The sequence below is a fragment of the Chelatococcus sp. CO-6 genome, assembly GCF_001271345.1.
Taxonomy (GTDB): Bacteria; Pseudomonadota; Alphaproteobacteria; order Rhizobiales; family Beijerinckiaceae; genus Chelatococcus_A; species Chelatococcus_A caeni.
In genome coordinates, this window is record NZ_CP012398.1 from 3431781 (window position 1) to 3445603 (window position 13823).

Consider the following 13823-nt stretch of genomic DNA (forward strand, 5'->3'; position numbering starts at 1 on the left):
CGCACATTCTGCGGCTGATGGCACATCCCGGCTGGCTGCTTCTCGTGGGTGGCGCGGTGCTGGTGTGGAGCGGCAAGGCCCCTGTCGTGACGAACACCCTGATCGCACAGGCCGAGGCACGGGTGGGGCGGCCGGCAACGCCTATGAGCTATGCCGGCGTCGCCCGCCGGACGACACGCCGTAGCGTCGCCTATGGCGCGGCTGCCGGCGCTGCTGCCGCAGGCACCTACTACTATTCCGGCGCGCCGGGCTGCCAGCAGGTCGTGAACGCTTACGGCCAGATCGTCTATCGCTGTCCGTAGGGCCTGGGCGCAAGCCCGTACACGTCACCACCGCAATCGGCCATTCGGGAAATGGTTCCGCGTGCCGCTGGTGAACGTTGCTCCCGCCGTGAGCGTCAGGTCGGCACGAAGGATCCCCGGTCGGTTGCATGGTTTCCGGCGGGCCAGTCCCAAACTGTCAACGCCCTGGCCCAACGGGTCAAGCGGGGAGGGAGGAAGCGGCCATACTCGCGCTGCCGCCGTGGCCAGAAGCCCAGGGGACAGCGCGGCGAGCAGCCCGGAGCTGTTTCGGGCCCCGTCCGTCGAGCCGGCCCGGCCGGTCGTCGACCTCCATCGAGTATCGCGTAGAGGCAGTCATGACGGATGCGGCTCCAACGACGGCGTCCCTGCAAGCCGGGCGCAAGCACGAGAAATACGAGCGGCTCGTCGCCGTTGCCAGATCCCTTCCAAGGCTCAGGGTTGCGGTGGCCCATCCTTGCGACGGGGCTTCGCTGAGCGCGGTCTTCGAAGCCGCCGGGATGGGGCTGGTCGCGCCTGTCCTCGTCGGGCCGGAAAGCAGGATGCGATCGGCGGCGAAGGAGCTCGGCAGGGACCTGGACGATTTTCATGTCGTCGAGGCGCCTGACAGCCAGGCCGCGGCGGAGACCGCTGTCGCCCTCGTGCGTTCCGGCGAGGCCGAGGCCCTGATGAAAGGCAGCCTCCACACGGATGAGCTCATGGCCGCGGTGGTTCGTCGCGATGGCGGCCTGCGGACCGCTCGCCGCATCAGCCATTGTTTCGTCATGGACGTTCCGGGGCACGAGACGGCGCTGATCATCACGGATGCCGCCGTCAACATCGCTCCGACCCTGGAGGACAAGGTCCACATCGTCCAGAATGCCATCGACCTCGCCCATGCGCTGAGGTTCGAGGGCATTCGCGTGGCGATCCTCTCCGCCATGGAGACCGTCAATCCCAAGGTGCCGTCGACCATCGAGGCGGCGGCCCTGTGCAAGATGGCGGACCGCGGGCAGATAACCGGAGGCATTCTCGACGGGCCGCTTGCCCTCGACAATGCGGTCGATTTCGGCGCGGCGAAGATCAAGAAGATCCGGTCCCCGGTGGCGGGGCAGGCCAACGTCCTCGTCGTGCCGGATCTCGAGGCGGGCAACATGCTCGCCAAGAGCCTCACCTTCCTGGCCGATGCGGACGCGGCGGGCATCGTCCTCGGCGCCCGCGTTCCCATCATCCTGACGAGCCGCGCCGACTCGACGATCACGCGCCTCGCATCCTGCGCCGTGGCCTCGCTCGTCGCCGATGCCCAGCGCACGAAGCTCGCCCTTCCCGAGGTCTGAGCGATGATCCCGGTCCTCGTCGTCCTCAACGCCGGCTCGTCCAGCCTCAAGTTCCAGCTGTTCGAACGCGAGGGCGACGCCGAGCCGCGTCTCACCTGCAAAGGGGCCTTCGACGGACTGGGCGGCGCTGCGCGCTTCATCGCCCGCGACGCCGGCGGTGTGACGCTTGGCGAAAACGCATGGGCGCCGGAGGCCGGCTTCGGCCATGAGGAGGCCTTGATGCACCTCGTCTCGTGGCTGCGGGAGCATCAGGGGGGACGGCAGCTGGCGGCGATCGGCCACCGTGTCGTCCACGGGGGCGAGGCCTTCACCGGTCCGGTGCTCGTCGACGACGAGGTTATCCGGACGCTCGAGAGCCTGTCACCGCTCGCGCCTCTGCACCAGCCGCACAATCTCGCGCCGATCCGCATCGTGCGCCGCCGCCTGCCGTCGCTGCCGCAGGTCGCCTGCTTCGATACGGCGTTCCACCGCACGCAACCGGATCTTGCCACGCTGTTTGCCCTGCCGCGGGAGGTGCGCGACCGCGGGGTTCGGCGCTATGGCTTCCATGGCCTCTCCTACGACTACATCGCCTCGGTCCTGAAGGAATACGATCCCCGCCTGGCGGCAGGCAGGGTCGTCGTTGCCCATCTCGGCAACGGCGCAAGCCTCTGTGCCCTTCGTGCAGGTGTCAGCATCGCGACGACCATGGGCCTGTCCGCCCTCGACGGCCTGCCCATGGGGACACGCTGCGGTGCGATGGATCCGGGCGCCGTGTTCTTCATGCTGCGCGAGATGAAGCTGACGCCCGATGCGGCCGAGCGCATGCTCTATTCCCAATCCGGCCTGCTCGGCGTGTCCGGCCTCTCCAACGACATGCGCGTGCTGCGTGAGAGGGCGGCCGAGAACCCCGATGCGCGGCGCGCCATCGACCTGTTCGTCTACCGCATCACCCGCGAGATCGGGTCGCTCGTTGCGGCCCTCGGCGGTCTCGACGGGCTCGTCTTCACGGCCGGCATTGGCGAGAACGACGCCGCGACCCGGGCGGAGGTGATCGCCCGTCTCGCATGGACGGGCATGACGCTCGACGATGCGGCGAACAAGGCCGGCGGGCCTCTGATCTCGAGCGGAGCGGGGCCTGGGGCATGGGTCATCCCTACCAACGAGGAACTCGTCATCGCCCGGCAGACGTCGAGCGTCCTGAGAACTGCTCGGGCCCGGCTGGCGTCCTGAACGAGGAGTAGGAGTCATGGAGCAGGCGAAGTCTATTCCGGAAGAAGGTGTGGTTGACCACGAACTCGGCGATGAAACGTTCATGTCGGCAGCCGACCTGCGCGAATACATGGTCGAGATGCAGATGGCCCATGCGGCGCGGGCGCTGAAGGGCATGGACCGTGCGGACAAGGCGCGTGAGGAACTGTTGCAGCGCCTGTCCGAGCCGCTCGACCTCACGCCGCAGAAGATGAAGGAAATCATGCAGCCGCTGAAGTTCAAGCTGCGCTCGGCGGCGGAACGCGGCCAGACCGAACTGATGGTCATGCGCTTCCCGAACGTGCTCTGCACCGACAAGGGGCGCGCCATCAACAACTCGGAGCCGGATTGGCCCGAGACCCTCACCGGGCGCCCGCGCCAGGCCTACGAGCTGTGGCGCGACCATCTCCGGCCGGCGGGCTTCAAGCTGAGCGCGATGATCATCGAATGGCCGGGCGGCCTGCCGGGCGACGTCGGCTTCTTCCTGAAATGGGGTGATGCCAAGCAGTGAAGGCGGCGGACGGGGGCTGTCCTGAAAACCTCCATGGACGGATGATGGAAATGCCAACAGTGGTGCGACAAGCCGAACGAGCGACCAGGACCGAAGACGACGCCGCCCCGATGCCGTTCGGCACGTTCGGCGCCGTGCAATCGAAGATTGCCCAGATCTATCAGGAGCGTGGATCGAGCGCCTTCCAGCGCTACCTCGCATCCGTGGAAACCGCCTTCGAGCCATGGTCCAGCGGCGGCCCGGCGGCGGCGACGCCGCTCGACCTGTGGCGTGACGCGAGCGGCTACTGGCTCGACTTCGCGCAGCGCTCCACCTTGTTCTGGGATACGCTGCGCCGGCGCGGCAATAACTGGATCGAGCACGAGAAGGCGGGCAAGCCGCCGCTGCTCGCCTTCGACTGGGATATGATCGCGGACGCCCGCACATTCGAGCGGCCTGTGAACTATGCCCTCGTCCAGATCCGTCCCCCGGCCGGGATCGAGACCGATCCGAGCCGCCGCCCCTTCGTCATCATCGATCCGCGGGCCGGCCATGGACCGGGCATCGGCGGGTTCAAGCAGGATTCCCAGGTCGGCGTGGCGCTGAAGGCCGGCCACCCGGTCTATTTCGTGATCTTCTTTCCGGAGCCTGTTCCCGGGCAGATCCTCGCCGACGTCTCGCGGGCGGAGGCCGAGTTCCTGCGGATCGTGGGCGAGCGCCATCCGAAGACACGCAAACCCGTCGTCGTCGGCAACTGCCAGGGCGGCTGGGCCTCGATGCTGGTGGGCGCCATCGAGCCGGACCTCGTCGGCCCTCTCGTCATCAACGGGGCGCCGATGTCCTACTGGGCCGGCAACGACGGCGAGAACCCGATGCGCTATGCCGGCGGCGTCCTCGGCGGCGTCTGGCCGGCGCTCTATGCCAGCGATCTCGGTGCCGGCACGTTCGACGGCGCCTATCTCGTCGAGAACTTCGAGTATCTCAATCCGGCGAACACGTATTTCGACAAGTACTACACGCTCTTCTCCAAGATTGACACCGAGCCCGAGCGCTTCCTCGAATTCGAGCGCTGGTGGGGCGGCTTCTTCCTGATGGACCGGGCGGAGATCAAGTGGATCGTCGAGAACCTCTTCGTCGGCAACAATCTCGCCGCCGGCGAGGCGGAGTGGTCGGAAGGGCGGGCATTCGACCTGCGGGAGATCAAGTCCCCCATCATCCTGTTCGCATCGCTCGGCGACAACATCACGCCGCCGCAGCAGGCCTTCAACTGGGTTGCAGATCTTTATCCGACGACGGAGGCGCTCAAGGCGAACGGGCAGGTGATCATCGGCCTGATGCACAAGAGCATCGGGCACCTCGGCATATTCGTGTCCGGCCAGGTCGCAAAGCGGGAGCACACGCAGATCGTCGACCTCGTCGAATATCTCGAGCATCTGCCGCCCGGCCTCTACGGCATGCAGATCGAGGAGCAGAAGACGAAGGACGGCGTGCGCTATGACGTCGTGCTGACCGAGCGCCGCGTCGAGGACCTGCAGATCCTGCAGAAATACGGCCGCAAGGACGAGATTCCGTTCGAGGCGGTCGAGACCGTCTCCGAGGCGCTTGCCTCCGCTTACGAGACCTTCGTCCGACCGGTCGTTGCGCCGGCATTCACGCCGGCCGCAGCAAAGGTTGCGAGGACCTTCAATCCGCAACGGGTTCAGCGGTGGGCCCTGTCCGATCTCAATCCGTTCATGGGCCCCATCGACGGCATGGCGGCGATGGCGAAGGCGAACCGCGCAAAGCGTGATGAGAAGGGGCCGATGGTCGCCATGGAGCGTTGCCTGGCGGCCACCGTGTCCGCCTCGTGGGACCTCTATCGCGACTTGCGCGACGCGGCGGTGGAACATGCGTTCTTCCGCCTCTGCGGCACGGCCAGCTTCGGCCTCGGCATCGTGCCGAAGGCGGAAGCAGCGGGCACCGAGGAAGCCGCTTCCATGCGGGAGGCCCCGCAGGTCAAGGAGGCGCTCGCACGGATCGAGGAGGGCGATCCGACGCGCGCCATGGTGCGTACCGCGCTTCTCGTGATGAAGGCCGGAACGGGGCGCAGGCGGCTCTCGGCGATGAAGCGGGCTCGCGAACTCGTCGGCAAGGATGTCGGCCTGCTCGACATGCCGGCCGAGATCGCGCGCGACATCATCCGCGAGCAGTCGCTCATCGTCGATTACGAGCCGGAGAAGGCGCTCTCCGCCCTGCCCAAGCTTCTGCGCACGTCCGCCGACCGCGGCAAGCTGCTCGAGCTGATCGGCCGTCTGGAGGGGCGGATCGAGGCCAATGCCGCACAGCGGGCCCTGGTGCGGGAGATCCGGAACACCCTCTCGGCCGATGTGGCCAGGAAAGCGAAGGGCGGAGCGACCGCAATCGCCCTCGTCGTGGACCCGGACCGGCCAGCTGCCTCCGGCGGCAAGGGTCGGGCCGGCCGCTCCGCCGGCGCCTGATGCGAGAGGAAAGACCATGAACGAGCGACCGTCCGCAACGGCACGAGCGGCCGTCCAGTCCACGATCCTGCAGGGCAAGCGCGCCCTCGTGATCGGCATCGCCAACGAACATTCGATCGCCTACGGCTGCGCGCGGATCTTCCGCCAGCTCGGGGCCGACCTCGCCGTGACCTACCTGAACGAGAAGGCTCTTCCCCATGTGGAGCCTCTCGCCAGGCAGCTCGGCGCCGGCATTCTCGTCCCTTGCGACGTCGCGAGGGAGGGGGCGCTCGAAGCCGTGTTCGATCAGATCCGCGAGAAGTGGGGCAGCCTCGACATCGCGCTCCATTCCATCGCCTTCGCTCCGAAGGAGGATCTGCAGGGGCGGCTCGTGGACAGTTCGGCCGAGGGCTTCAGGGTGGCCATGGATGTGTCCTGCCATTCCTTCCTCCGCATGGCGCGCCTCGCCGAACCGCTCATGCGCGAGGGCGGGACGCTGCTGGCGATGAGCTATCACGGCGCCAGCAAGGTCGTGCCGAACTACAATCTCATGGGTCCGGTCAAGGCAGCGCTGGAGAGCGCCGTTCGCTATCTCGCCTATGAGCTGGGAGACAAGCATATCCGGGTGCACGCCATCTCGCCGGGGCCGCTCAAGACGCGGGCGGCCTCCGGGCTCAAGGACTTCGACGTCCTCTTGTCCGAGGCGGTCGAGCGGGCGCCGATCGGGGAACTCGTGGACATCGACGATGTCGGCCTGACCGCCGCCTTCCTGACGACACCGTTCGCACGGCGGCTGACGGGTACGACCACCTATGTCGACGGCGGACTCAGCATCATGGCCTGAGCCGTCGTCGCAGGTGCGGGTGAGAGAGCCATGCCCGAGGGGACCGCAGACCATATCGATCCGAGCCCGGTCAGCAGAACCTGGCGGCGGCGTCCGGCGACGGAGGACATGTCCTATGTCGAGAAGGCGCTCGGTCTCGTCCTCCTTTTGCTGCTCGTCGTCGGCTGCCTCCTCATCCTCAGGCCCTTCCTGACCGCCATCTTTCTCGCCGTCACGCTCTGCGTGTCGACGTGGCCGCTGTTCCGCTCGTTGGAGAGGCGCCTCAGGGGGCGGCCGGGGACGGCGGCATTGCTGATGACGCTCCTCATCGCCGGACTGCTGGTGCTGCCGCTGATCGCCTTGACGCTCAACCTCGCCGATGACGTCGCGCGGTTGACGGTCGCGATCCAGACAGCCCTGGAGAGCGGTCTGCCGCCGCCCGACTGGCTGGGGCAGCTGCCGCTGGTGGGGGCCGAGGCGGAGCGGGTGTGGCGGGAGGCGCTGCGGCAGGGCGCGGGGCTGAGGCCGATCCTCGCTCCCTATGTTCCATCGCTGCGGGAATGGGCATTGCACCAGGGCGCCTCGCTCCTCTCCGGCACGGTCCAGGTCATCCTGGCCATCATCCTGTCGTTCTTCGTCTACCGGGACGGGGCCTATGCGGAGAAGCGCCTCGACTGGGCGATGTCGCGCATCGGCGGCTGGCGCGCCCGGCGCGCCCTGCCGACGGCCGGCGCAACCATCAAGAGCGTCGTCAACGGCGTTCTCGGCACCGCGCTGGTCCAGGCGATCCTGCTCGGCTTCAGCTTCTGGCTTGCCGGCGTTCCGGGGGCTGTGGTCCTCGGCGCCATCGGCCTGGTTCTGACCCTGTTGCCGATGGGCATCGCCCTGCTGTGGCTGCCGGCCGGCCTCTGGCTCATGTCGCAGGGGCTCACCGGATGGGCCATCTTCGTGATGGCCTGGAACGGCCTCTTCGTCGGAAGCCTCGACAACCTCCTGCGCCCTTACCTGATCAGTCGCGGCATCCGGATGCCGATGGTGCTGATCTTCCTCGGGGTGCTCGGAGGCCTCCTGGCCTTCGGGATCGTCGGGGTCTTCCTCGGCCCCGTGCTGCTCGCGGTCCTCTACACCCTGTTCCAGGACTGGGGGCGCACCGTCCACGGGATGCCGGAACCCACGTGAAAGGGAAGGGGCCATGAAGACGATCTCGCTGCAGGATGCCGTCGCGATGATCCCCGCAGGCGCCACGCTGATGGTCGGCGGCTTCATGGGCGTCGGAACGCCGGAGCCGCTGATCGACGAAATCGTCCGTCAGCAGAAGAAGGACCTCACGGTCATCGCCAACGATACCGCGGCCCCGGGTGTCGGCATCGGCAAGCTCGTCGATGCAGCCCTGCTTCGGCGGGTCGTCGTCAGCCATATCGGGCTCAATCCGGAGACGCAGCGGCAGATGCTGGCGGGCAGCCTCACGGTCGACCTCGTGCCGCAGGGCACGCTCGCGGAGCGCATCCGGGCCGGCGGCTTCGGGCTCGGCGGCGTCCTGACCGCGACGGGCATCGGCACGATCGCCGAAGAAGGCAAGCAGAAGATTGCGGTCGATGGCCGTGACTACCTGCTGGAGCCGGCGCTCCGGGCCGATTTCGCGCTCGTCCACGCCTTCATCGCCGATTACCTGGGCAATCTCGCCTACGTCCTGACGGCGCGCAATTTCAATCCGCTCATGGCAATGGCCGCCGACACGGTCGTCGTGCAGGCCGAAAACATCGTGCCGGTCGGGGTCGTCGCGCCCGACCATGTCATGACGCCGGCTCCGGTCGTCGACTACCTCGTTGCCAACGGGTGAAGCCATGGATCCGCAAAGCACCATCGCAAGGCGCATCGCAGACGAACTGCGCGACGGCATGCTGGTCAATCTCGGCATCGGCATACCGACGCTCGTCGCCAATTTCGTTCCGGCGGGGATCCGGGTGTTCTTCCAGTCCGAGAACGGCCTGATCGGCACGGGGCCGGTTCCCGAGCCCGGAATGGCTCTGCCCTGGCTCACGGATGCGGGCGGGCGGCCCGTCACGGCGTTGCCGGGAGCCTCGACCTTCGACAGCGCGACGTCCTTTGGCCTCATCCGCGGCGGCCATCTCGACCTCACGGTCCTGGGCGGCCTGCAGGTCGATCGTCACGGGCGCCTGTCGAACTGGATGGTCCCGGGCAAGATGGTGCCGGGAATGGGAGGCGCGATGGATCTCGTGGCCGGCGCAAGGCGCGTCGTCGTCGCCATGCAGCATACGGCCAAGGGCCGCCCGAAGATCGTGCGGGAAAGCTCGCTGCCGCTGACGTCGGAACGGGCGGTGGACCTCATCGTCACCGAGCTCGCCGTCATCGCCGTGCGCGATGGCCGCCTGACGCTGATCGAGACGATGGAGGGTGTCACGGTGAACGAAGTGCTCAACATGACTGAAGTTGAGCTTATAATCGCCCCCGAACTTGCTTCCGCCGGTGCGGAGGCAGTGCGACGGTCGTTGTCCGCACCGTCGACCGGAGGTGCGCTATGAACGGGACGATTCACCCTGCGGCGCCTCATCATCTGCCGGTGTTCATCACCGCGCCGGGCGACACCGACGTCCTCATGGTCATCATGGCGGTCTTCCTGCTCGTCGCCGTGCTGGCCGTCGGCCTGCTGTTCCTGCGCCTTCACACGCTGCCGGAGCGGATCGCGCACCGCTCCCACAAGCTGCAGTTCGAGATCGTCGCCGTGCTGGGGCTGCTGGCGCTGTTCACCCACATGCACATCTTCTGGGTGCTGGGCCTGCTGCTGGCCCTGATCGACATCCCCGACTTCGGAACTCCGCTGCGCAGGATGGCGCGGGCCCTGGAGAGGCTTGCCGGAATGGCGCCGGAAGAGGACGCCGTCGGCGCGACGGCCGAGCCCGATCGTGGATCATCACTTCCTGAATCCCGGCCGACCCTCGTGGTGCCCGCGGAGGGGGAAGGGGACGCCATCGAGCGACCGGCGGCCGTGGCTTCGGCTCAGAAGGAGCGGGCCAATGCTTGAACTGCTCCTCTGCTCTCTTCTCACGCTCCTTCCCGACTATCTCTACCGTCGCTACGTGCAGGGAAAGCGGATCGGCAAGGAGATCACCCTCTACTCCGTGTGGTTCGAGCTGCGCTGGGGCATCATCACCTGCCTCATGCTGACGATCGGGCTGATCACGGTCGTCTTCTACAATCACCCCTCGACGACGAATGCGACGGCCTTCTTCCGCACCATTCCCATCCTTCCTGAGACCAACGGGAGGGTGGCCGAAATCTATATCGACACGGTGAGCGGCGTGGTGAAGCAGGGCGAGCCGATCTTCCGCCTCGACAGCTCGAGGCAGGCTGCGGCGGTGGAGACCGCCCGGCGCAGGATCGCCGAGGCGGACGCCGCCATGGTGGTGGCGCAGGCCGATATCGCCGCCTCCGAAGGGAAGCTCCAGGAGGCGAGGAGCGCCCACCAGCAGGCGCTCGACGAACTGGAGACCAGGCAGGAGCTCTATCGACGCAACCCGGCCACGGTCGCGCTGCGCGAGCTCGAGCGGCTGCAGGTCACCGTCGACGGACGCCAGGGGACGATCAATGCCGTGATTGCCGGCAAGGAGCAGGCCGAGACCCGGCTCTCGACGCTGCTGCCCGCCGAAAAGGCAAGCGCCGAGGCGCAACTGGCCGAAGCCGAGGTGGAACTGGCGAAGACCGTGATCCGCGCCGGCGTCAGCGGGCATGTCGAGCAGTTCACCCTGCGCGTCGGCGATGTGGTCAACCCGCTGATGCGGCCGGCGGGCATCCTCATCCCGGAAGGTGCCGGGCGTGGCCGCCTGCAGGCCGGATTCGGGCAGATCGAGGCGCAGGTCATGCGCGTCGGCATGGCCGCGGAGGTCACCTGCGTGTCGAAGCCCTGGGTCGTGGTGCCGATGGTCGTGACGGGTGTGCAGGACTTCATCGCCGCCGGCCAGATCCGCAGCGGCGAACAGCTGATAGACCCGCAGCAGGTGCTGCGGCCGGGGTCGATCCTCGTCTTTCTCGAGCCTATCTATGACGGTGGGCTCGACGGCGTGACACCCGGCAGCAGCTGCATCGCCAACGCCTATTCCAGCAACCACGAGCGTATCGCGTCCGGCGAAGTCGGCGACGTCAAGGCGCTCGCGCTGCATGCGGTCGATGCGGTCGCGCTGGTGCACGCTGCGATCCTGCGCATCCAGGCGCTGCTGCTGCCCATCCAGACGCTCGTGTTTGCGGGGCACTGACGACGACCGGTCGGAGGCATTTCCGTGCGGGGCGAGCCCCGGCGACGCGATGTGCCCCTCGACCGGCTGCCGCGGATCAAGGCCGCTCCGTTAGGGCGGCAGATATCGATGAGGAGGATATCATGACGATCACCCAACAGGAGAGCGCGACCAATGGAAAGCCGCGGGGCGTCGATCAGTTCGCCATGGCCGGCGAGCAGGGGCGCGCGCTCATGGAAGCCACCCAGACATGGTTTACGACGGCCGCGGAGTGGCAGCGCGAGATGCTCGGCTTCATGTCCATGCGCCTCGAGAAGGACGGCCGGGCCATGCGTGAGATGATGACCTGCAGGGATGTCGGGGATGTGTCGGCGGTCCAGTCGAAATGGCTCGAAGAGACGCTTCGCGACTACAATGCAGAGATGGGGAAGCTGATGGTCCTCTATACGACCTCCGTCAACGGAAGCGCGGATCGTGACCGGCGCTGAGGCGGCGGGTCACGTCAGCTGATTTTCATGCGTTCGGCCGGTCCATCTGCCAGCAGAAGGATGGCCGGCCAGGTGAACAGACTTCGGACCGTCGACATGGCGGAGATCCCGTTTGCCGGTTCGTATCGTCCTCAGCGCCCGCCGAGCTGGGCCTTCAGCCGGGCAAGGCCTGCATCGCGGGGCCGCAGCTCGATCAGATGATCAAGCGTTGAGCGCGCCGCATCGCGGTCGTTGCTGCGCAACTGAAGCTGAAGGAGCGCGGCCAGCAGGTTGACGTCGTAGGGATGCCTTTGCAGCGCCGTCATGTAGGCCGCGCGCGCCGCGTCCGCCTGCCCGAGGGACTCGAGCGCCACCGCATGGACATAGGCGTATCGTGCCGAGCCCGGCGCCATCGCGGCCGCGCTCGCGAGAAGCGGCAGCGCCTCGGCTTGCCGGCCCTGCCTGACACGCAGCAGCCCGAGGGCATGCAGGGCCGATGCGTCGCCGGGCGCCATGTCGCGGGCCTGCTCGATCAGCCGTGCCTCATCGTCGTTCTGCCCCTGGGCGCGCTTCAGCTCGGCAAGATTGATCATCGCCGGGATGAAGTCTGGTGCGAGCCTCAGCGCGGTGCGGTAGGCCGCCTCCGACTTCTCGATGTCGCCCCGCTCGGCCCAGTAGAGGCCGAGGTTGAGATGGCTTTCGGGCCGCTCGGCTGCGGCGAGCTCGGAGGCGACATACTCCTCGCTTGCCCGGACATGTGCCGCGCGGCGGTGTTCCGGGAGTGCGGCCTCGGATACCGCCGCGAGCGCCCGGGCGGCCGTGATCCGGACGGATCGCACGGGATCGTCGAGCAGCGGAGCGGCAAGATCGACGCGCGCGCCGGGAGCGATGGCCTCGAGTGTCCGCAAGGCCGCCATGCGCACCAGGGGATCGGGATCGGCGAGCGCGCCGGCCACGGCGGGGCCGGTCTCCTGGTCCAGGTGGCGCTGCAGCATCTCGACGGCGGTCGCGCGGGCGATCGATGGCTGGGTTGTGTCGCCAGCGAGTGCGGCGAGCGCGGCGCCGCTCCCCGGCGCGCCCTTCCGGCCGAGCGCCAGAGCCTCGCCATAATGCGGCTCCTGCCGCCGGCCAGGCCCGTACCATTCGGCGATCCGCGCGGCGGCCCAGGCCGCATTCCGATCGCTGTGGCAGCCGGTGCATGCGTCCGGCGCGCCGGTTGCCGCCGACAGGTCGGGACGCGGCACGCGCAGGCTGTGGTCGCGCCGCGGATCGACGCGCATGTAGGTGCGCGCCGGCATGTGGCAGTCGACGCAGAAGGAGCCCGCCTTGCCCTGTTCATGGAAATGATGCGCCGGTGAGTCATAGGACAGCGGCCTGATGCTGGCGAAGCGCTCGGGCGGCGTCTCGTTGTGGCAGGCGACACAGACCGCATTGCCGTCGGCATGGAGCGCGCCCGAATGGGGATTATGGCAATCGGAGCAGACGACGCCGCTCCGGTGCATGCGGCTCTGGACGAAGGAGCCATACTCGAAGACCTCGTCGCGGATCTGGCCGTCCGAAAAATAGAGGCTCTCGCCCAGCAGGTCCGGAACGAAATGGTCGAGGAAGGGCGCGCCGGGGACGGGAACCTCGGTGATCGGCCGGCGGCGGGAGTGGCACCGCGCGCAAGTATCGAGCTGCGCCCGGGTGCTTTCGCCTGGCGCGGCGACGAGGCCCTTGTCGGACGCCTTACGGTCGCCCGACGCCCAGGCCACGTGCGCACGGCCCGGCCCGTGGCAGGCCTGGCAGCCGACGTTGACGTTGGCGAACGTCGTCTCGTAGCGGTCCGCCGCGACATCGTAGTGGCGCTGCAGATCGGTCGAATGGCAGTCCGCGCAGCGGAAGTTCCAGGTGAACTCGCGGCCCGTCCAGTGCAACGGGTCGCCGGGCGGCGCCGGGTCACGTTCGGCGAGATCGAACCAGCGGCCTTGCTTGGTGTCCCATGCGATCGTCAGGGCTTGCAGGCGGCCGCGCTCCCCCTCGACGAGATACTGCTGGAGCGGCTCCCAGCCGAATGTGTAGCGGACCTCGTGCTCGACCGCTCCAGCGCCGCCGGCCACTTCCACGAAATAGCGCCCGTCGCGCCGGAAGAAGCGATAGCGGGCATGGGCGTCCACGAAGGCGGCACCGCCGAAGTCGCCGCGAACGGACGCCTCGTCCGGCACCTCCATCGCATGGAAATGGTGCGATGTGCGCCAGGCGTCGTACGCGACGGCGTGACAGCCGGCGCAGGCAACGTCGGACACGTAGGCGGAATGGGACGCGCCGCTCGCCGGCTGGGCAGCAAGCCCGGGCGGAGCAGCCGCCGGGTCGCCCGACGCACCGAAGGAAAACCCGATCAGCAGGACCGCCAGCGCCGAAATGACCGCTCCGGACAGAGCCGAAAAGGTGCCGAAGGGAGAGGGGCTGTCATGCACGATCGGCGACCTCTTTGCCGGGAGGATCGCTCCCGA

Annotated in this window: 13 protein-coding genes; 12 read left to right on the plus strand and 1 reads right to left on the minus strand. The window is 67.8% G+C overall.

The features are described 5' to 3' along the window. Positions 1 to 17: 17 nt before the first annotated feature. The 12 genes from AL346_RS16090 to AL346_RS16145 all read left to right on the plus strand — a co-directional run bounded on the left by AL346_RS16090 (position 18) and on the right by AL346_RS16145 (position 11352). Positions 18 to 302 (plus strand): hypothetical protein, encoded by a 285-nt coding sequence (locus AL346_RS16090; RefSeq protein ID WP_019400942.1) that lies wholly within the window; start codon positions 18 to 20, stop codon positions 300 to 302. 335 nt (positions 303 to 637) lie between these two features. Further along, positions 638 to 1615 carry a phosphate acetyltransferase gene (locus AL346_RS16095; RefSeq protein WP_040403646.1) on the plus strand — a complete coding sequence of 326 codons (978 nt, stop codon included), beginning with the start codon at positions 638 to 640 and terminating at the stop codon, positions 1613 to 1615. Between the two features lie 3 nt (positions 1616 to 1618). Next, a complete protein-coding gene (locus tag AL346_RS16100) occupies positions 1619 to 2827 on the plus strand; it encodes an acetate/propionate family kinase (RefSeq protein ID WP_019400944.1) in 1209 nt (402 codons plus the stop codon). Between the two features lie 16 nt (positions 2828 to 2843). Beyond that, positions 2844 to 3356: a hypothetical protein gene (locus AL346_RS16105; protein WP_019400945.1), complete on the plus strand. Its 513-nt coding sequence runs from the start codon at positions 2844 to 2846 to the stop codon at positions 3354 to 3356. 110 nt (positions 3357 to 3466) lie between these two features. Continuing rightward, a complete protein-coding gene (locus tag AL346_RS16110) occupies positions 3467 to 5812 on the plus strand; it encodes a DUF3141 domain-containing protein (RefSeq protein ID WP_019400946.1) in 2346 nt (781 codons plus the stop codon). Positions 5813 to 5828: 16 nt separating this feature from the next. Further along, complete coding sequence (gene fabI, locus AL346_RS16115) at positions 5829 to 6635, plus strand: enoyl-ACP reductase FabI (RefSeq protein WP_019400947.1); 807 nt, start codon at positions 5829 to 5831, stop codon at positions 6633 to 6635. A 30-nt stretch (positions 6636 to 6665) separates the two neighbouring features. Then, on the plus strand, positions 6666 to 7793 hold the full coding sequence (locus AL346_RS16120; RefSeq protein ID WP_019400948.1) for an AI-2E family transporter: 1128 nt from the start codon (positions 6666 to 6668) through the stop codon (positions 7791 to 7793). Positions 7794 to 7806: 13 nt separating this feature from the next. Next, positions 7807 to 8454, plus strand: a complete 648-nt coding sequence (locus tag AL346_RS16125) for a CoA transferase subunit A (protein ID WP_019400949.1) — start codon at positions 7807 to 7809, stop codon at positions 8452 to 8454. 4 nt (positions 8455 to 8458) lie between these two features. Then, positions 8459 to 9157, plus strand: a complete 699-nt coding sequence (locus AL346_RS16130) for a 3-oxoacid CoA-transferase subunit B (RefSeq protein WP_019400950.1) — start codon at positions 8459 to 8461, stop codon at positions 9155 to 9157. Next, positions 9154 to 9657, plus strand: coding sequence for a hypothetical protein (locus AL346_RS16135; RefSeq protein WP_053193856.1), 504 nt, complete (start codon positions 9154 to 9156; stop codon positions 9655 to 9657). The genes AL346_RS16130 and AL346_RS16135 overlap by 4 nt, the downstream gene beginning before the upstream one ends. Further along, complete coding sequence (locus AL346_RS16140; RefSeq protein WP_053193860.1) at positions 9650 to 10885, plus strand: HlyD family secretion protein; 1236 nt, start codon at positions 9650 to 9652, stop codon at positions 10883 to 10885. The genes AL346_RS16135 and AL346_RS16140 overlap by 8 nt, the downstream gene beginning before the upstream one ends. A 122-nt stretch (positions 10886 to 11007) precedes the next feature. Next, complete coding sequence (locus AL346_RS16145) at positions 11008 to 11352, plus strand: phasin family protein (protein WP_019400953.1); 345 nt, start codon at positions 11008 to 11010, stop codon at positions 11350 to 11352. A 131-nt stretch (positions 11353 to 11483) separates the two neighbouring features. Here the strand turns inward: AL346_RS16145 and AL346_RS16150 are convergent, their stop codons facing one another. Further along, the gene (locus AL346_RS16150; RefSeq protein WP_019400954.1) at positions 11484 to 13787 is read right to left on the minus strand and encodes a tetratricopeptide repeat protein; all 2304 of its coding nucleotides are present in this window, start codon (positions 13785 to 13787) and stop codon (positions 11484 to 11486) included. Positions 13788 to 13823: the final 36 nt, after the last annotated feature.